This window comes from Marinomonas profundi (assembly GCF_020694005.1).
In the GTDB taxonomy this organism is placed as follows: Bacteria; Pseudomonadota; Gammaproteobacteria; order Pseudomonadales; family Marinomonadaceae; genus Marinomonas; species Marinomonas profundi.
Map to the genome: position 1 here is coordinate 1,737,024 of NZ_CP073013.1, position 17,833 is coordinate 1,754,856.

General features: G+C 47.0%; 16 protein-coding genes and 1 pseudogene. 8 read left to right on the forward strand and 9 right to left on the reverse strand.

Annotation, left to right across the window (positions count from 1 at the left end):
- Positions 1 to 85: 85 nt before the first annotated feature.
- On the reverse strand, positions 86 to 601 hold the full coding sequence (def, locus tag J8N69_RS08145) for a peptide deformylase (protein WP_168823661.1): 516 nt from the start codon (positions 599 to 601) through the stop codon (positions 86 to 88).
- 265 nt (positions 602 to 866) lie between these two features.
- Here def and dprA point away from each other — a divergent pair, with 265 nt between their 5' ends.
- Complete coding sequence (gene dprA / locus J8N69_RS08150) at positions 867 to 2,210, forward strand: DNA-processing protein DprA (protein ID WP_168823659.1); 1,344 nt, start codon at positions 867 to 869, stop codon at positions 2,208 to 2,210.
- A 77-nt stretch (positions 2,211 to 2,287) separates the two neighbouring features.
- On the opposite strand, the gene J8N69_RS08155 is transcribed toward dprA, so the two are convergent.
- Complete coding sequence (locus tag J8N69_RS08155) at positions 2,288 to 2,707, reverse strand: RNA-binding S4 domain-containing protein (RefSeq protein ID WP_168823657.1); 420 nt, start codon at positions 2,705 to 2,707, stop codon at positions 2,288 to 2,290.
- Between the two features lie 44 nt (positions 2,708 to 2,751).
- Here J8N69_RS08155 and cysQ point away from each other — a divergent pair, with 44 nt between their 5' ends.
- Complete coding sequence (gene cysQ / locus J8N69_RS08160; protein WP_168823655.1) at positions 2,752 to 3,615, forward strand: 3'(2'),5'-bisphosphate nucleotidase CysQ; 864 nt, start codon at positions 2,752 to 2,754, stop codon at positions 3,613 to 3,615.
- Between the two features lie 204 nt (positions 3,616 to 3,819).
- Here cysQ and J8N69_RS08165 read toward each other — a convergent pair whose 3' ends face one another.
- The 5 genes from J8N69_RS08165 to J8N69_RS08185 form a co-directional block, all read right to left on the reverse strand.
- A complete protein-coding gene (locus J8N69_RS08165; RefSeq protein WP_168823654.1) occupies positions 3,820 to 5,415 on the reverse strand; it encodes an alpha-glucosidase in 1,596 nt (531 codons plus the stop codon).
- A complete protein-coding gene (locus J8N69_RS08170; RefSeq protein ID WP_168823652.1) occupies positions 5,412 to 6,446 on the reverse strand; it encodes an ABC transporter ATP-binding protein in 1,035 nt (344 codons plus the stop codon). Before J8N69_RS08170 ends, J8N69_RS08165 begins: the two co-directional genes overlap by 4 nt.
- Positions 6,447 to 6,459: 13 nt before the next feature.
- Positions 6,460 to 7,293 carry a carbohydrate ABC transporter permease gene (locus J8N69_RS08175; protein WP_168823650.1) on the reverse strand — a complete coding sequence of 278 codons (834 nt, stop codon included), beginning with the start codon at positions 7,291 to 7,293 and terminating at the stop codon, positions 6,460 to 6,462.
- On the reverse strand, positions 7,290 to 8,252 hold the full coding sequence (locus tag J8N69_RS08180; protein ID WP_168823648.1) for a carbohydrate ABC transporter permease: 963 nt from the start codon (positions 8,250 to 8,252) through the stop codon (positions 7,290 to 7,292). Before J8N69_RS08180 ends, J8N69_RS08175 begins: the two co-directional genes overlap by 4 nt.
- Positions 8,253 to 8,321: 69 nt before the next feature.
- A complete protein-coding gene (locus tag J8N69_RS08185; protein WP_168823646.1) occupies positions 8,322 to 9,599 on the reverse strand; it encodes an ABC transporter substrate-binding protein in 1,278 nt (425 codons plus the stop codon).
- Positions 9,600 to 9,851: 252 nt separating this feature from the next.
- On the opposite strand from J8N69_RS08185, the gene J8N69_RS08190 reads away from it, so the two are divergent.
- The 4 genes from J8N69_RS08190 to J8N69_RS08205 all read left to right on the forward strand — a co-directional run bounded on the left by J8N69_RS08190 (position 9,852) and on the right by J8N69_RS08205 (position 13,953).
- Positions 9,852 to 10,817 carry a LacI family DNA-binding transcriptional regulator gene (locus tag J8N69_RS08190; protein WP_168823644.1) on the forward strand — a complete coding sequence of 322 codons (966 nt, stop codon included), beginning with the start codon at positions 9,852 to 9,854 and terminating at the stop codon, positions 10,815 to 10,817.
- A gap of 174 nt (positions 10,818 to 10,991) precedes the next feature.
- The gene (locus J8N69_RS08195) at positions 10,992 to 11,771 is read left to right on the forward strand and encodes a ThuA domain-containing protein (protein WP_168823642.1); all 780 of its coding nucleotides are present in this window, start codon (positions 10,992 to 10,994) and stop codon (positions 11,769 to 11,771) included.
- Entirely contained in the window at positions 11,771 to 12,820 is a 1,050-nt protein-coding gene (locus tag J8N69_RS08200; protein ID WP_168823640.1) for a Gfo/Idh/MocA family protein, read from the forward strand. Before J8N69_RS08195 ends, J8N69_RS08200 begins: the two co-directional genes overlap by 1 nt.
- A gap of 11 nt (positions 12,821 to 12,831) precedes the next feature.
- Positions 12,832 to 13,953, forward strand: coding sequence for a Gfo/Idh/MocA family protein (locus J8N69_RS08205; RefSeq protein WP_168823638.1), 1,122 nt, complete (start codon positions 12,832 to 12,834; stop codon positions 13,951 to 13,953).
- A gap of 39 nt (positions 13,954 to 13,992) precedes the next feature.
- On the opposite strand, the gene J8N69_RS08210 is transcribed toward J8N69_RS08205, so the two are convergent.
- The gene (locus J8N69_RS08210) at positions 13,993 to 14,583 is read right to left on the reverse strand and encodes a TetR/AcrR family transcriptional regulator (protein ID WP_168823636.1); all 591 of its coding nucleotides are present in this window, start codon (positions 14,581 to 14,583) and stop codon (positions 13,993 to 13,995) included.
- 76 nt (positions 14,584 to 14,659) lie between these two features.
- On the opposite strand from J8N69_RS08210, the pseudogene J8N69_RS08215 reads away from it, so the two are divergent.
- Both J8N69_RS08215 and J8N69_RS08220 read left to right on the forward strand, forming a co-directional pair.
- Positions 14,660 to 15,301: pseudogene (locus J8N69_RS08215) on the forward strand (beta-ketoacyl-[acyl-carrier-protein] synthase family protein); the annotation flags it as partial.
- Positions 15,302 to 15,472: 171 nt separating this feature from the next.
- The gene (locus J8N69_RS08220) at positions 15,473 to 16,411 is read left to right on the forward strand and encodes a LysR family transcriptional regulator (protein ID WP_168823634.1); all 939 of its coding nucleotides are present in this window, start codon (positions 15,473 to 15,475) and stop codon (positions 16,409 to 16,411) included.
- A 95-nt stretch (positions 16,412 to 16,506) separates the two neighbouring features.
- On the opposite strand, the gene gabT is transcribed toward J8N69_RS08220, so the two are convergent.
- Positions 16,507 to 17,784 carry a 4-aminobutyrate--2-oxoglutarate transaminase gene (gabT, locus tag J8N69_RS08225; RefSeq protein WP_168823631.1) on the reverse strand — a complete coding sequence of 426 codons (1,278 nt, stop codon included), beginning with the start codon at positions 17,782 to 17,784 and terminating at the stop codon, positions 16,507 to 16,509.
- Positions 17,785 to 17,833: the final 49 nt, after the last annotated feature.

A 17,833-nucleotide genomic window follows, 5' to 3' on the forward strand; every position in this document is an offset into this window, starting at 1 on the left:
AGGGTTTCCTTAACAAAAAATCAGGCCAAAGCCTGATTTTGTAATAGGTTCTTAATGATCCAAAGACGCAACACGAAGCCGCTTTCTAACCTTGTTTCTGCGCTAGCTTGTGGGCTTTTTCAAGCTTGCTCTTGATGCGGTTACGTTTTAATGGCGACAAATAATCCACCATCAACTTGCCGTCAAGGTGATCCACTTCGTGTTGTACGCACACCGCCATCAGCTCGTCCACTTCCAGTTCAAAGGGCTTGCCATGACGGTCGAGTGCTTTGACGCGTACTTTGGCCGCACGATAAATGTGCTCGTAAAAACCCGGAACCGACAAACAGCCTTCTTGGCATTCGTTTGGCTCGTCGTCTAGGACGACAAATTCAGGGTTAATAAAAACGATGGGCTCGTTACGTTCTTCAGAGAAATCCATCACCACAAGGCGATAATGATAATCCACTTGCGTCGCCGCTAAGCCCAAACCATTTTCGTCATACATGGTATCAAGCATGTCGTCGATTTGAGTTTGCAGCTCGTCAGTGAATTCGGTAATGGGCTTCGCAATGGTGCGTAAGCGTTTATCTGGGTATTCAAGTACAGTCAAAACAGCCATGATCTTTTCCAACGATGTGTCTTTATTAATGAGTAGAGGGTCGCTATGGGTTCTCTTACTCGTTTCATTCTGTCTATTGTAACGCAAGTCTGACTTTTGGGCAGTCTTCTCATGGCGGTTTTTTGGTCAATATGGTTGAATAGCTTTCATTGCCAAAGGCTATGTGTGTTTGGTGATGGTTTTAACTCGGATTGGGCAGGGAATGTCTAATGTATTGATCGACGGTTGAAAGACTGTCATGGGGTTACGCAAGGAGGCTTTGTTTATGCCCGCATCTTCTATTTCTAATGACACTGATAGTCGTGCCGTCAATGATGCCGATCGTCATTGTGCCAGTAATAGCACCGGATTATCTCAGAGCGATTGGCTATGCTTGAGCTTCTTATCGAGCATTGGCCCAGCCCGACTCTCGCGCCTCTATACTTATCTCAGTCAACTGCACCAACATGTAACGAGCGACCAAGACGATAATCTGTCGCTGTTTCATCACGCCGATACGCCCAAAACGATTTCGTATGATTTGCTAAGAGCGCTAAAGTGGCCTGATATTACCGCGCGTCAGGCGGTGGATTACCTATCCCATGGCACATTAACAAAAGAACAAGCCACTAAGCGTGATGAATCGCTCGCTTGGTTAGAGGAAGACGATCACCATTTGTTGTTGCGCGAAGACGAGTATTACCCCCTTGCACTAAGAGAGATCAGCGTGGCGCCGGCTTTTCTTTATGTAGAAGGCAATCGTGATGCGTTGGCTTTGCCCAAAATTGGTATTGTTGGCGCGCGAAAATGCACGCGCTATGGCCGAGAAACCACCTTTTTGTTGGCTGAGCAATTAGCCTCTTGTGGTATTTGTGTGGTCAGTGGCGGCGCGCTGGGGATCGATACCGCGGCACATCAAGGCGCATTGCAGAGTAAAACGACGCCCACCATTGTGGTGATGGGAACGGGGTTATTACACCGTTATCCTAATCAGAACCGAGCGCTGTTTGACGACATCCTAGAGCGCGGCGGCGCACTAATAAGTGAGTACCCACTATCAACCAGTCCGCGCCCTCACCTTTTCCCACCCCGAAACCGTATTATCAGCGGCCTAAGTATGGGGGTGCTTGTGGCGGAGGCGTCACTCAAAAGCGGCTCATTAATAAGTGCGAATTATGCTGTGCAGCAGAATCGAGAGGTGTTTGCTTTACCGGGACGTTTAACCGACCTGCAGTCCGCAGGTTGCCATCAGTTGCTTCGACAGGGTGCGACCTTAGTGAGACAGGTGGACGATATCTTGGCGGAGTGCCCAGAGCTGCCTACCACAGGCAAGACAAGCGCACGCCCCGCTGGACATCAAACGACTAAAAAAACCGCGCCAGACAGTCGTAGCCACTCGACGCAAAACGCCCCGGCTCTCACTTCAGGACGCTCTCATAGCTTGCCTGAATCGACATCAGACAATGCCAAAGCCGTGGTCGCCATTATGGAACAAGAAGCGCAACCGATGGACTTTGACGCCTTGATTCGCCATAGCAAAATGGACGCAGGACTGATGATGCAGGTGTTAATAGAGCTGGAACTGTACGGCTGCGTGGAAAACCGAGAAGGTCTTTATGGTCGTTGTTAACTTTTTAGCGGTTAACCTTTATACATAGCCATTAACCTTCATAGCCATTAACCTTCATAGCCGTTGCTGACCTGCGTTTACTCCATGCCACCGAAGATGTCTTGCTTGAGCTGCTTAATATCGCGGCGCTCTTTTTTGTTTGGCTTATGGTCGGACATGATACGGCCACCATAAGACTTATTTTCCAAGACGCGTTTTTCACGCTTTTCTATCGACTCAGGTGTTTCCTCATAAAGCAACTGTGCTTCAGGGGCACCACGGCGTTGTTCGCTAATGGCTTTTATCTTCACCACTTTTTCATCCCAACCGGCTCGTATGCCGATCAAGGCGCCGATTTCGACATTGCGACTGGCTTTGCCCTTGCTGCCGTTATAAGACACCTTGCCACCCTCGATGGCGTCTTTACAAAGTGAACGGGTTTTAAAAAAACGCGCGGCCCAAAGCCACTTATCTAAACGAACGGCTTGTGGAGTTGACTGCTTTTCTGTTTTACTCATAAGGAATGCGTTGATCCTATTCTGTTGTCATATTTGAGGCTGTTATGCAGGACATTAGTAGACATCCCACTTTCCAAGCTCTGCAAAAAATAATACACGATGCGGCCGATGCGATCATGGAAATTTATCAAGGTGCCGACTTGGGCATCGAACAAAAACTGGACGATAGCCCAGTGACGGCCGCTGACCTTGCTGCTCACAACGTGATTCTAGCAGGTTTGCAAGCACTTACACCCGATATCCCCGTTTTGTCTGAAGAAGGCGTGGTGACCTTCGAAGAGCGCTCTAAATGGCCGATGTTGTGGATCGTCGATCCGCTGGATGGCACCAAAGAGTTTATCAAGCGCAATGGCGAATTTAGCATCAATATTGCCCTAGTCGAAAACGGCGCGCCCATTTTGGGCGTGGTGTACTTACCGACCACCACGGAAGGCTATTTTGGTGTCACCAAAGCCTGGCAAGACCTACCCATTGGCGCGGTGAAATGGCAAGGCCGAGAAGACGAAAAAATTGACTATGAAAGCATTAACGTGCGTGAACCGCGTGAGCCGATTATTGCGATGACTAGCCGAAGCCACGGCCCTGCTCTTCCGGCGTCACTAAAAAATAAGCTAAAGCAAACCTACGAGCAAGTACGAGAATTGCCTAAAGGCAGTTCAATAAAAGGCTGTCGAATTGCCGAAGGCATCGCGGACTTACATCTGCGCCGAGGACCAACCAGTGAATGGGACACCGCCGCCCAGCAAGCCATCATCGAAGCCGCTGGCGGCATGCTCGTCACCCCGGATGGCAAACCCTTTCGCTACAACCAAAGAGAAACCCTACTCAACGGCCACTTCTTTGTGTCCGGTGCGGAACTCGCCCCCTACGTGATGAACTGGTATCTCGAAAATGACGAAGAAGAGTAAAGCCTACTCTTCTTGTTCTTTCTCCTAAGAGTTGTTCTTTTTTTTAAGGGTTGTTCTTTCTTCTAAGGGGTGACTGCTTTATCTAATTGTTTCACGTGAAAAAATGTAAAAACAAAAAAGCCTTTGCGTGGTAAAACGCAAAGGCTAGTTGGCAGCCTTGTTTACATTGCTCTCTTACATTGCTCTCTAATGAAATTTAAATCGCTACCTTATTAAAAAAGCAAAACCGTTGGCCTTCAATAGTATGTTTTGTGCCTCTACGGTGGCGTGCTGATGTTTGACACACTGCGTAAACTCACTGGTGTTTTGGTAAGTCACCGGCTGATGGCTGAGGTTAAACACGCATAATAGGGCATCGCCTCGGACATAGGCTAAAAGTGAGTTTTCTGCACTGAGAAAACACGAATTTCCGCTCCGTAGAACAGGGTTTTGCTTACGAAACGTCAGCATGTCGCGATAAAAATTAAGCACAGATTCTGGATCATTGTCTTGGTCGGCGACATTTCGTTGACGCTGATTGTCTTTGACTGGAAGCCATGGGGTGGTGGAAGAAAACCCGGAAAACGGAGTATTATCCCAACTCATTGGCGTGCGACAGCCGTCTCTTCCCTTGTCTTCCGGCCAAAATTCAATGCCTTGTGGATCAACCAGTTCGTCGTAGTTTAAATCCGTTTCTTGTTGGCCTAGCTCTTCGCCTTGATACAGACAAACAGAGCCTTCTAAACTTAATAATAAAGCACAGGCTTGTTTGGCTAACACGGCTGAGTCCTGTGTATGGTGCTGCCAACGACTAACGTGTCGCACCACATCGTGGTTGGAAAATGCCCAACATGGCCAGCCGTTTGGTGCGAGCCGGAAGAATTCAGTGACTTGTTTTGAAAAGTGTTTTGGGGAAAAGGAATGCCCTAACATTTCAAATGAGTAAGCCATATGCAATCGTTTGTTAGTGGTATATTCGCCCATCATCTCTATCGGATGGTGGCTTTCTCCTACTTCTCCAACCGATGTGGTGGCTTCATATTCATCTAATAGCGCCCTAAATTTTTTAAGGAAGGCTAAATTTTCTGGCTGGTTTTTTGAAAACAAATGATATTGCATGTGGTAGGGATTCCAGTCTACTACCGATTTCTGACGAAAATCCGCGGCGTCGTCACGTAACAATGCATCATGAAAGTAAAAATTGACCGTGTCTAAACGGAAGCCATCGACGCCACGCTCTAGCCAAAAGCGTACCGTGCTGAGAATCCACTCTTGCACCGCTGGATTATGAAAGTTCAAATCCGGCTGTTGGCGTAAAAAATTATGCAAATAATACTGCTTGCGACGCGGTTCCCATTGCCAGCCGATGCCACCAAAAATGGATAGCCAGTTATTCGGTGGTGAGCCATCGGGTTTCGCATCGGCCCACACATACCAATCGGCTTTATCATTCGTTTGGTCTTGGCGGCTTTCTAAGAAATAAGGGTGTTGGTCGCTGGTGTGTGACAGCACTTGATCAATAATGACTTTAAGGCCCAATTGATGCGCCTTGGCTATCATTTCATCAAAATCTGACAGCGTCCCAAAAGACGGATCTATGTCAATATAATTTGAAACATCGTAACCCATGTCTTTCATGGGAGACGTAAAAATTGGCGACAACCAAATCGCATCGACACCCAAATCAGCCAAATACTCTAAACGGCTGGTGATACCAGAGATATCCCCTATACCATCGTTATTGCTGTCCATAAAAGATCGTGGGTATATTTGATAAGTAACACTGCCGCGCCACCATTCTGGTGAAATCGATCCACTCATAAATTTTCTCCTGTTTGATTTATTGTTGGAGTAATGGGCAAACCATTGACGTCAAAGCGGTGCAGACGCGCAGGTAGCGGACGAACATGCACTTGCGTATCTAATGGAATACGTTCTTGCCCATCTAAACGGACGACCAGCGGTTCACCTGTGCCCATATCCAAGTAAACAAAAAAATCTGAGCCCAAATTTTCCGTGTGTATTACCTTACCTTTCCAGACACCTTTTTCTGCATCGATCAGAAGGTGTTCCGGACGGATACCAAGCGTGTGGCATTGATGCTGGTCAGCAATGTCTCCGGTAATGAAGTTCATTTTTGGGGAGCCAATAAAGCCTGCAACAAATAGCGATTTGGGAGAATGATAGAGCTCTTCAGGGGTGCCAACCTGTTCAATGTTGCCATCTCTTAACACACAAATGCGGTCCGCCAAGGTCATGGCTTCTACTTGATCGTGGGTGACATAAACCATGGTGGCGTCTTTCATTTTGTGATGCAGCTTGGCTATTTCTAGTCGAGTATCCACCCGTAACGACGCATCTAAATTCGAGAGCGGTTCGTCAAAAAGAAACACTCTCGGATCCCTGACAATCGCGCGGCCAATGGCAACCCGTTGGCGTTGGCCGCCGGAAAGTTGTTTAGGTAAGCGATCAAGTAAATGGTCTATTTGCAGCATTTTAGCGGCTTCAAGGACGCGAGCTTGCATTTCTTTATTTGAGAAATTGGCTAATTTGAGACCAAACGCCATATTTTTATACACTGACATGTGCGGGTACAGGGCGTAGGACTGAAACACCATGGCGATGCCACGTTCAGACGGCACCTTGTCATTCATCGAGACATCATCGAAGAGTAACTCTCCTGAGGTGATGTCTTCTAATCCACATATAAGCCGTAATAACGTGGATTTTCCGCAGCCGGAAGGCCCCACAAAGACCATAAATTCGCCAGCGTTAATGGTGAGGTCAACTGCTCTAATAACGTCTACATCACCGAAGGTTTTACTCAATTTTTTTAGTTCGATTTTTGCCATAACAAAGTACTCCTTAGCCTTTCACGCCACCAGCGGTCAGACCAGATACGATTTTTCGTTGAAATATAAGCACCAAGATCACTAACGGAATGGTGACCAAAACAGAGGCCGCCATAATCAGCCCCCAGGGTGTTTCATATTGTGATGAGCCTGACAACATAGCGATGGCTAGCGGCACGGTGCGCATGGTTTCCGATGCGGTAAAGGTCAGAGCAAATAAGAACTCATTCCAAGCACCGATGAAGGCGAGCAAGCCGGTTGTGACCAAGGCTGGCCACAGTAAGGGCATAAAAATTTGCGTGATAATGACCCAAGGTGTGGCACCATCGACAATCGCTGCTTCTTCAATTTCGACGGGCAAATCACGCATAAAGGTGGTCAAAACCCAAACGGTGAACGGCAGTGTAAAAATGGTGTAAGACAAAATCATCGCCCAAGGGGTGTTGTATATCCCAATAAAGCGAATCAGTTCGAATAGCCCTGCTAGCACGGCAATCTGAGGAAACATAGAGACGGCTAAAATAGTCATCAGCAACAACCCTCGCCCCCTAAATCGGACTCTCGCTAATGCGTAGGATGCCGTAACGGCAATAAACAGAGCGAATATGACCGTGGTGCTGGCAATAAATACGGAATTTAAAGTGCTGCGTATAAATTTGCCATTATTCAGAATCTCGATGTAGTTGCGAAAATCGAACGACGAAGGGAAATAATTCACCTTGAACAAATCTGTCCCAGTTTTAAAGCTGGTTAAGATCGCATAGTAAAATGGGAACACTGAAATAAGGACAATAACCACCACGACGGTGTAGAAAGCGAATTTGTTGCGTAATGTCTTGAGAGTCATGATTTATCTCCATTCAGGTCGAGCTTGCCAAGCCAAATATAAAGCGCGACGAATATCGCGATAATGGCAAACAGTAATGTCGACTGGGCGGAGCCATAGGCAAACTTGTCAAATTCAATGAGGTTCTCTCTGGAAATAATCGACATGGTTTTGGTGGCGGTGGAGTTTGGCGTGAGCACATAGACCAAATCAAACATGCGTAATGCATCAAGTGTTCGAAAGATGACCGCTACCATGAGTGCTGGTTTTACTAAAGGAAGCGTCACCTGAAAGAAGACTTTGATGGGGTGAATGCCGTCGATTTTCGCCGATTCGTACATATCTCTGGGGATCATTTGCAGCCCCGCCAAACAGAGCAGCGCCATAAAGGGCGTGGTTTTCCAAATATCGACGATTAATACCGACAGCATGGCGGTATCAAGATTCGCTGTCCAAGCGATTTTATGATCGATTAACCCCACGGTTAACAGCATGTCATTAATGATGCCGAATTGGTCATTGAACATCCATGCCCACATTTTTGCTGAGACAATGGTTGGGATCGCCCAGGGGATTAAAATCGCCGCCCGTACCAACGCTCGGCCTTTGAACTCAGCGTTTAAGACCAGCGCAACCATTAAGCCGATAATGGTTTCGAGGGTGACAGAAACAACGGCAAATTTTACGGTATTCCAAACGGCATTCCACCACGCGGGATCAACCAAGGTGCCGGAGTAAATGATGCGTCCAGAAGACAGTGTTTTCCAGCTCAAGTAATTTTTGAACCCAACCCACTCTCCGCCATACAAATCGGTTAACGAGGTGTCGGTGAATGAGAAGTAAATAGAGCGTAAGAGTGGCCAGGCGGCGACACAAATCAATACCAATAGCATTGGCGCTAGGAACCAAAATGCCGCTCGCTGTTTTTGTTTTTGCAAACTGGAGATGGGCGGATTGGTTAAGGTGTGTTTATTAAACATACAAGCGTGTCCTATCGAAAAAGGAAGGGGCTCAAAAGAGGTTCTTTTGAGCCTTATCTAGCGCTGGAATTACCAGCGGCTGCCTTTTAGTTCTTCCAATTCATATTCGAGTACTTCAAGGTTCTCTTCTGCGGAGCCGCTGCCTAACAGCGTGGCGTGTACCGCAGAGAAAAATTTAGAAGACACTTCGTTGTATTTGATTTTGGTCGGCGCAGAAGGCCGTGGTACCGCCTGTAAAAACACGTCTTTCCATTGTGCGATCATAGGTTGTTGCTGTTTGATGTCTGGATCATCGTACAAGGACATGATGGTCGGTAACCGAGATGATTGAAGGGCTTGGTACTTTTGTACTTCTTCGGACGCGAGGAATTTTATTAATGAAATAGACGCGTCTTTTTTGGTTGAGTAGCTTGAAACCGCTAAATTCCAGCCACCTAATGTGGCTGCGGATGGGCCATTTTCAGTGCCACTGGGTAATGGCATAACAGCAAACTGGTCTTTAATCGTACTGGTTTCCATGTTGCCAAGCGCATAGGCATAAGGCCAATTTCGCATGAAAACCGCGTTGCCTGTTTGCCACACGCCGCGAGCATCTTCTTCTTGATAAGCCAATACCCCAGCAGGAGAAATGTTACCGACCCAAGATTTCGCCAGTTTTAACGCCTCTATGGCTTTTTCGTTGTTGATCGAAATTGAACCGTCAGCTTCTACTATTTGGCCGCCGCCAAAAGATTTTACCCATTCAAGCGCGTTACAAGTCAGGCCTTCATAAGAATTGCCTTGCCAGACAAATCCCCACATATTGTCATTGCCTGCTTGACGCTCTTTGGTTTGAATTTCTTTTGCGGTAGCGGTGAGTTCTTGCCAAGTGGTTGGTGCTGCTTTTTGGTATTTTTCCAATAGGTCTTTACGGTAATAAAGTGCGGGAGCATCAGTAAAAAAAGGCAGCGCAACCAGCTTCCCGTTGCTTGTTTGTGACTCAATAATGGAAGGAAAGTGTTGGTTTATGATGTCTTTGGTGTAGGGAGTAAGGTCCACAAAATTATTAGCGAGTTGTGGGGCCCAAATTACGTCGGTTTGAAAAACGTCTATGTCGGCATTCCCCGCCGCGAGCCATAAGCGATACTGAGCGAACTGATCGGTCGTTGACGCTGGCATGGGAAATACGGTCAGCGTATGCCCCGTTTTTTGTTCCCACGGTTTTACTATTTCTTTTAGTATTTCGATGTCTTTACCCACTGCTCCAGAAACTAATACGACTTCTTCGGCCTGTGCCACATTAATAACTGAGGCGGCGATTGAGATGGATAGAAAAGGCGCATTGATATATTTCCACGGTTTTTTCATTGCACTCACTCCTGTTCTTGTTTTTGTTGAGTTTATTTTAAATATGAGAACGTAAACGTTTACTCATGCTTTTGAAATTAACGTAAACCTTTACGTCAGTCAATGAAATATGGAAATAATTAGCATGCTTTCAAAAAAAGACAGTGAGGATAAAACGACATGAAGGTTTTTCCGCGGTCAGTCGCTTGTGTGGTACATTTGCGATATTCTTAAAAGTCTTATCCCATATTCTAAAAAAGCGATCATCACTGCATGAGTAATAAGTCGGTTACGATTCACGAATTGGCCAATTTAGCAGGCGTGTCTATTGCGTCGGTCAGTCGAGCATTAAATGGCAAACCCGGTATTAGCGACGCCTTGCGCGCCCGTATTTTGTCGTTAAGTGAGGAAATTAATTACCAACCTAATGTCATGGCCCGTCAGCTTATTTCAGGAAAAACGCCGGTAGTGGCTCTGTGCATGCCGCCTTCTCCTTATGAGTTTTCTGATAGACCGTATTTCGTTCATCTTTACCAAGCACTAACCTTGTATTTACATCGCAAAGGCTTGGTTCCAGTGTTATTCGCCTATGAAAATATTGATCAGGTGTTCTCTCAAGCAAGCTCGGCTATTTTGTTAGGGGCAACGGAAGATGACAGGCCTGAAATATTTGATCGGCAGGCGTTTCCTTACGTCACGTTAGAGACGGGTGTGGGTGCATCGGTGGTGATTGATGAGTCAAACGGTGTGTACAAGCTCACCCATTACCTTGCTCAAAAAGGCCGTAAAAAGATGCTTTTTTTAGGCGAAAATATTGATATTTCGACCAGCCAAGGGCGGCTTCGAGGCTATCGAAAAGCCATGGCGGAGCTTGAGTTGCCGGAATATTTTGATAATGTGTCTCGCCATATAAGTGCCTCGTTAAGTGCTTATCGACGAATGATGGTGCACTTTCAGTCACCTGAATCCTTTCCTTACGATGCGGTTATTTGCGTCAATGATGAATTGGCCGTTGGGGTGATTCAAGCGGCAGAAGATGCGGGTTATCAAGTGCCTGAAGATATTTCGGTAACCGGATTCGATGATTTACCACGGTTTTCGAATAAGATTACAACAATCCATCAAGATATCCCCAAAATTGCTGAGGCCGCTGTCAGTTTGCTATCAGAGCAGTTAGATGGACTCCCTCCGCGCGTTGTCGAAGTGATGACGCGGCTGGTTAGCCGAGAGAGCGCTTAAGTCCTTCGTGCTCTCTCCACTTCTCCTCTGGCTACCACTACCAGCATTACAAGCTTTGTAATTTATTTTATCAAAAAGGCTTTTATTATTTTGAGTAAACGTTTAAGTTAATAACGTAAACGTTTACTCACGTTTATTTTCCATTATCAAAAAAACAACATCTTGGAGAACAGAATGACAATAAAAGTGACGGTATGGGGCGAAAACGTCCATGAAAAAACCAATAAAGTGGTCGCCCGCATTTATCCTGATGGTATGCACAACTGCATTGCGGAGGGGTTAAATGAAGATAAAGCGATCACCGCAACCAGTGTTACCTTGCAGGATAAAGAGCACGGCCTTACCGAAGAAAAATTAGAAAATACCGATGTTTTAATTTGGTGGGGACATGCTGCTCATGGTGATGTGTCTGATGAAATTGTAGACCGCGTACAACAACGTGTACTGGAAGGTATGGGCTTATTGGTTTTGCACTCTGGACATTATGCCAAAATATTTAAGCGTTTAATGGGCACGACCTGCTCTCTTAAATGGCGTGAAGCCGGCGAACGTGAGCGCCTCTGGGTCGTCAATCCGGGCCACCCTATTGTTCAAGGTGTGGGCGATTATATTGAGTTACCCCATACTGAAATGTATGGCGAACCCTTTGCGGTCCCCAATCCTGATGAGGTGATCTTTATCAGCGCTTTTGAAGGCGGAGAAGTATTCCGTTCAGGTCTTGTCTATCGTCGCGGCAATGGCAAGATTTTCTACTTTCGTCCTGGTCATGAAACTTATCCAATTTACTATGATGACAAGGTCAAACGTGTTCTAAAAAATGCGGTGAAATGGTCTCAGCCCGAAGGCAGCCGTTGGATTGACTCTTGTCCTTGTGTACCGGCGGATCAAGCGCCGAACCCTATCGAGGTTAAAGGTGAAGGTTTGCATCAAGCTGGTGAAGAGGGCTTCAAATAATGATTCGCATTGGCATTATTGGAACGGGCGGAATGGCCCGATCTCATGCAGAGGCGTTTGCTAACATTGCTAATTGTGAGCTTGTTGCGGCATGCGATCTTAACGCGGCGCGTGTTGAGAGTTTTGCTAAGGCGCATAATATCCCCCACGCTTTTGAATCCATAGAGGACTTAATCACCAGTGGATATGTGGATGCGGTATCCATTGTGACACCGGATCCTTTTCACAAAAAACTAGCGCTTCAAGCGCTTGAAGCGGGTTTGCATGTGTTATGTGAAAAGCCTTTAGCACTCAATGCATTGGACGCCAAAGAGATGGCAGATGCCGCGTTAAAAGCAAAACGCATTAACATGGTTAATTTGAGCTACCGCAATGCGCATTCATTGCAAAAAGCTCGAGAGCTGATTGCTGCTGGTCGAATCGGCAATATTCGTCATATAGAAGCCAGCTATTTGCAGAGTTGGTTAGTATCGCCTAAATGGGGGGATTGGAAGACTGAAGATACTTGGTTGTGGCGGCTTTCCAGTGCACACGGCAGTAAAGGCGTCTTGGGCGACGTGGGGGTTCATATCCTCGACTTTGTGCGCTTTCCGGTTGGCGAGTTTGCGAGTGTAAACTGTACCCTAGCGACCTTTGATAAGGCGGATAATAACCAAATTGGTGACTATCATCTTGATGCAAACGACAGCGCCTTAATTACCGCTCGAATGCAAAATGGTGCTATGGCGTCTATTCATGCTTCTCGTTGGGCCACGGGAAATCTCAATGATTTGCGTTTGGTTGTGCATGGCGATAAAGGCGCAGTGAAAGTGTCATTAAAGCTGGATCAGGAATGGAATCAACTGGAAGTATGCTTGGATGACGATGTGATTGACGGCGTCTGGAAAACCGTAAAGTGCGAAAGCACGCCCAATATCTATCAACGCTTTGTCAGTAGTATCTTGTCGGGTAAACAAGAGCAACCCGATTTTAATGCCGGGCTGCAGGTGCAGCGGGTGCTGGATGCCTGTGAGCAATCTGACCAGCTAGGTCAGGCGGTACAACTTTAGGAGCGTATTGGATGACGATATTACGTTGGGGAATGGTCGGCGGTGGAGAAGACGCTTTTATTGGCGATGTTCACCGCATGGCGGCCCGCTTAGATGGAGGCTACCAGCTTGTCGCTGGTTGCTTTTCCTCTAACCTCGAAAAAACAAAAACGTCCGCAATAGTACTAGGTGTGGCGGAAGATCGAGCTTACGCTGATTTTCACACTATGGCTGAGACGGAAAGCCAACGAAAAGATGGCATTGAGGTAGTGAGTATTGTCACCCCCAACTTTTTGCATTATGACAATGTAGCGGCTTTTTTAAACGCCGGTATCGCGGTTATCTGTGAAAAGCCCCTTACCGTTTCGTTGGCTCAGGCTCAAGCGTTACAGACGTTGGCAAAGGAGCGAAACACGTTTCTCGGAGTGACCTATAACTATATTGAAAACCCTATGGTTAAGGTGGCACGAGAACGGGTCAAAAACGGTGAATTGGGCGAATTGTTAATGATAGACGCCTACTATTTACAAGATTGGTTGGCTGTAGACATTGAGCATTCTGGTCAAAAACAAGCCGCTTGGCGTACGGACCCCGCGAAGGCAGGACGTGCTGGCTGTTTAGGCGATATAGCGATACATGCTTATAATTTGCTCAGTTATTTGGTTGGTTATTCGGCCACATCCGTGAATGCACGCTTAACGTCTTTTGTTGAGGGAAGAAAAGTGGATGACCATGCGGATATTCAATTAAGTTACTCAGATCGTCTTTTGCAAGGTCGAGTGCTGGCTTCTCAGGTGATGACGGGGCATGAAAATGATCTCGGCTTTCGCTTGACTGGCCGTAAAGCAACGCTTGAGTGGCGCCAAGAAGACCCTAATGTGTTGTGGTTTAGGCCACTTGGCGCACCAGCCCAGCGCCTCACCCGTAATGGCCCTGATTATCCTGAGAGCTTAAACGCCTGGTGTCGTGTTCCGGCAGGTCACCCTGAAGGTTACTTAGAAGCTTTTGCCAATGTGTATCAAAATATCCGTCTGGCTTTATTGGAAAAGGATACTTTGCACTACTCAAATATCGATCAGGCGGTGAAAGACATGGCGTTTGTTGAAGCCTGCTTACAGTCTCATGATCAAGGTAACTGGCGTGAGGTTGAATAGGCATACGGGAATAAACAATATCGCTCCTGCCGAAAAAGGCTAAGCCGTATTTTCTAACCCGCTGTTGAGTCGGTTGACGATGCGTTCTTGGGCGCGTTTTAAAAAGTCGCTTTGCAGCGGTTGATCAAAGGAGCGTGCGATGGCGACGGTTCCAACTAGCGAGACGACCGTTTCTTCGGCGAGGGCTTCGGCTTCGTGGCTACCGCGTTTTTTCAAAATCCCGGCAAGACGTTCAACTAGGCTATCAAAACATGCTTGGTAAGCTTGGCGAACTTTTTCTTCGTTGTGCGCAGCGTCAGTGACCAAAAACTCCAATGGTGATGGGTGCTCTTTGTCACTGCGACTCCAGCTTAGGTAACGGGTCACCAGGGCTTTCAAGTGCGTCTCATTGCTTTCGGTTTTTTTGTCGTTACGCGCCCAAAAACCATGGGACGTGGCGAATTGCATGGCCGCTTCATATAGGCTGCTTTTACCTGAAAAATGCGCGTAAAACGCACCGTGCGTCATGTTGGCTTGTTTCATGATTTGGGTCAGCGTGACGCGATCAAAACCATGCGAACAGAAGAGTTTTGCCGCGGCTTGCAAAATGCGTTGTCGAGTTTGCTCTTTGTGTTTTGGGGTGTAAGACATGGTTAACCTCCTTTATATCCCATGATAAAACGAATTCTAAATATTATCTTGATCATATATAGGCTCACTCTAGCATGGGGACTTGAAGGCGCTGTCTACGAGAAACGACGACCCAGCAAAAGCGTCGCGCCCTTTTGATAAAGACCGTGAAGGCTTTGTGATGGGCGAAGGTGCTGGCTTAGTAGTGCTAGAAACTCTTGAGCATGCCTTGGCTCGTGGTGCGACACCTCTGGCTGAAATCGTCGGTTACGGCACTAGTGCCGATGCTTATCATCTGACGTCTGGCCCAGAAAATGGCGAAGGCGCCGCTCGTGCGATGCAAACCGCGCTCAACATGGCGGGCATTACTGCGGATCAGATTGGTTATGTAAACGCCCATGCTACATCGACGCCAGTGGGTGATCGCGGTGAAATTAACGCCTTGCGTCGTGTATTTGGTGAAAAAGTGACAGAGGTGGCGATTTCGTCGACAAAATCGGCGACAGGTCATTTGTTGGGTGCCGCTGGTGGCGTAGAAACCATTTTCAGTGTTCAAGCGCTTATCACTGGCATTTTGCCGCCAACACTGAACCTTGAAAACCCAGAAGACTGCATGGCGGATTTGGATCTTATCCCCTTGGTTTCACGTGAAAAAAGTGTTGAGTATGTGCTGTGCAATGGCTTTGGCTTTGGCGGCGTAAACGCAGCGATTATCTTAAAACGTTACCTTGATGGATAAAGGCAACAGACATTTGTCGTGGCGTTACGGATAGCGGAGGTCGTGGTGTTTGATTGATAAGCTATTTTCTACCTTAAAGATGCAGAAAGAAGGATGAAAGCGATATAAATCAATGTAAAGTTAGAAAATCAGCGAACTGATAACCACGATAAGATCAAACTGGGAGAGGCGATGAGTGCAAAAAACTACTCACTGGGGCAAGTTGGTGATTACGAGATCAAGCAGCTAAAAGTGTTTAAAACCGTGGTGGATTGCGGTGGCTTTTCAGCAGCGGAAACCTCTCTTAATATTGGTCGTTCCACCATCAGCTTGCATATCTCCAATTTAGAAGCGCGCCTCAATTTAGTGCTCTGTAAGCGTGGGCGTGGTGGATTTTCGCTGACCGAAGAAGGCGTCATTATCTATAAAATGACCGAGAACCTACTCGAATCACTCGATGCCTTTCGAACCACGGTCAATAATCTAAACGCCAGCTTAACTGGACAGCTTCGCCTCGCCCTTTCCGATAAAGTCAGCTTGGATCCTCGCAGTCATTTTCCTGAACTTATCCAGCGCTTTTCGACCGAAGCGCCTGAAGTGTCTATCACCACTAACGTGGCGTCGATGTCGAACATCGAACGGATGATTCTGAATGATGAGGCAGACATTGGCTTCATTCCTTATCACCGCAAACTGGATGGCCTAAGTTATGTGCATTTGTACAGCGACGATTGTTATCTTTACTGCGGGAAACAGCATCCATTGGCAACCATGTCGTTTGCAGAGCAAGAAGCGCAAGCGGATAAATACCCCGCCACCCACGCAGGCTTAAAGCCACATGAAGCGGTCAGCGAGCAAATTTCTCATATGAACCTCACCGCCATTTCGTATTTTTATGACAGTCGCCTCGCGCTTATTTTATCGGGTAAATATATCGGATTTTTGCCAGAGCAATACGCCCTGCCTTACGTTGAAAAAGGCGACATCGTTAAAGTCTCACCGCACGATCGCTCTTATACTCTCGGTGTGGCAGTGATTTGCAAGAAAACCACCCAGCCCAACAAGCCTCGTGAATTGTTCTTAAAAGTGCTTCATCAGACCGTTGAAGAGCTTGTCGTGGCGCCTTATTAGTTCTGTCTTTAAATAGGTCATTTAAACAATTTGCTGAAATAAAAAACACGGCCTTGATACATCAAGGCCGTGTTTTAGCTGGTGCAATGTTGGTATTAAACCAGTTCTTTAAAGCAGCGTTTGAAGATCTCCATACCTTCGTCGATCAGTGCCATTTCAATGGTCAAAGCAGGCAAGAAGCGAATAACGTTGCCGCGAATACCACAAGACAGAAGCACTAAACCATTTTCAGAGGCTTTTGCTGACAGTTTTTTAGCAAGCTCTGGATAAGGTTTGTTGACGTCACCATCGTGCACGAACTCCACCGCGATCATCGCGCCCGCGTTACGCACATCACCAATCACTTGCGGGTAATCAGCCTGAAGCGCTTTTAAATGCTCAACAAAGTATGTGCCAATCTGCGTGGCACGATCACATAGTTTCTCTTCTTCGATTACTTCAAAGACGGCAAGACCTGCTGCACAACCAACAGGAGAACCGCCGTAAGTGCCGCCTAGGCCGCCAGGAATGGGCGCATCCATAATGTCTGCTTTACCGACTACTGCCGCGATGGGGAAGCCACCAGCGATGCCTTTTGCCGCCGTCATAAGATCGGCTTCAATGCCCGCTTGCTCGTGACAGAACAGGGTGCCAGTACGGGCAAAGCCTGTTTGAATTTCATCAAGAATCAATAAAATGCCGTGCTCGTCACATAGCTTACGAAGTTTCTGTAGGAAGCTTGCGGACGCTTTGTAGAAACCGCCCTCACCTTGTACTGGCTCGATGATGATGGCCGCAACGCGTGATGGCTCAATGTCACATGTGAAGCGCAATTGCAGGTCAGCAAGTGCTTGCTCTTCGGTAATACCTAGGTAGTCATTTGGGTAAGGAACATGGAAAATATCGCTTGGGAAAGGGCCGAAACCAATCTTGTAAGGATTCACCTTCCCCGTTAGACCCATGGTCATATTAGTACGGCCATGGAAGCCACCATTGAAGGCGATAATGCCAGGACGACCAGTGTAAGCACGAGCAATTTTTACACAGTTTTCCACTGCTTCAGCGCCTGTGGTAACAAAGATAGACTTCTTCGGAGTGCTACCTGGTGCCGCCGCGTTTAGCTTCTCTGCCAACGCCACAGCGGATTCGTATGGGCTAACCATCACGCAAGTGTGAGTGAAGCGTTCAAGTTGGGCTTGCACTGCGGCTTTTACTTTTGGGTGGTTATGGCCCGTGTTGACCACGGCGATACCCGCACCAAAATCAATGTGGCGTTTGCCTTCAACGTCCCAAATTTCGGCGTTTAAAGCACGGTCAACATAAACGGGTGCCATGTTTCCTTGGCCGCGAGCAATCGCACTTTCTTTGCGTTTTTGTAGATCTGCGTTGTTCATTTTGTCTTTTACCTTAAGAGCAAGCTCTATGCACATGAAGCAGCATTTT

What these genes read in the sequence shown, in the direction of transcription:
- def (WP_168823661.1), bottom strand. Translation starts at nt 601, where the DNA reads ATGGCTGTTTTGACTGTACTTGAATACCCAGATAAACGCTTACGCACC.
- dprA (WP_168823659.1), top strand. Translation starts at nt 867, where the DNA reads ATGCCCGCATCTTCTATTTCTAATGACACTGATAGTCGTGCCGTCAAT.
- J8N69_RS08155 (WP_168823657.1), bottom strand. Translation starts at nt 2,707, where the DNA reads ATGAGTAAAACAGAAAAGCAGTCAACTCCACAAGCCGTTCGTTTAGAT.
- cysQ (WP_168823655.1), top strand. Translation starts at nt 2,752, where the DNA reads ATGCAGGACATTAGTAGACATCCCACTTTCCAAGCTCTGCAAAAAATA.
- J8N69_RS08165 (WP_168823654.1), bottom strand. Translation starts at nt 5,415, where the DNA reads ATGAGTGGATCGATTTCACCAGAATGGTGGCGCGGCAGTGTTACTTAT.
- J8N69_RS08170 (WP_168823652.1), bottom strand. Translation starts at nt 6,446, where the DNA reads ATGGCAAAAATCGAACTAAAAAAATTGAGTAAAACCTTCGGTGATGTA.
- J8N69_RS08175 (WP_168823650.1), bottom strand. Translation starts at nt 7,293, where the DNA reads ATGACTCTCAAGACATTACGCAACAAATTCGCTTTCTACACCGTCGTG.
- J8N69_RS08180 (WP_168823648.1), bottom strand. Translation starts at nt 8,252, where the DNA reads ATGTTTAATAAACACACCTTAACCAATCCGCCCATCTCCAGTTTGCAA.
- J8N69_RS08185 (WP_168823646.1), bottom strand. Translation starts at nt 9,599, where the DNA reads ATGAAAAAACCGTGGAAATATATCAATGCGCCTTTTCTATCCATCTCA.
- J8N69_RS08190 (WP_168823644.1), top strand. Translation starts at nt 9,852, where the DNA reads ATGAGTAATAAGTCGGTTACGATTCACGAATTGGCCAATTTAGCAGGC.
- J8N69_RS08195 (WP_168823642.1), top strand. Translation starts at nt 10,992, where the DNA reads ATGACAATAAAAGTGACGGTATGGGGCGAAAACGTCCATGAAAAAACC.
- J8N69_RS08200 (WP_168823640.1), top strand. Translation starts at nt 11,771, where the DNA reads ATGATTCGCATTGGCATTATTGGAACGGGCGGAATGGCCCGATCTCAT.
- J8N69_RS08205 (WP_168823638.1), top strand. Translation starts at nt 12,832, where the DNA reads ATGACGATATTACGTTGGGGAATGGTCGGCGGTGGAGAAGACGCTTTT.
- J8N69_RS08210 (WP_168823636.1), bottom strand. Translation starts at nt 14,583, where the DNA reads ATGTCTTACACCCCAAAACACAAAGAGCAAACTCGACAACGCATTTTG.
- J8N69_RS08220 (WP_168823634.1), top strand. Translation starts at nt 15,473, where the DNA reads ATGAGTGCAAAAAACTACTCACTGGGGCAAGTTGGTGATTACGAGATC.
- gabT (WP_168823631.1), bottom strand. Translation starts at nt 17,784, where the DNA reads ATGAACAACGCAGATCTACAAAAACGCAAAGAAAGTGCGATTGCTCGC.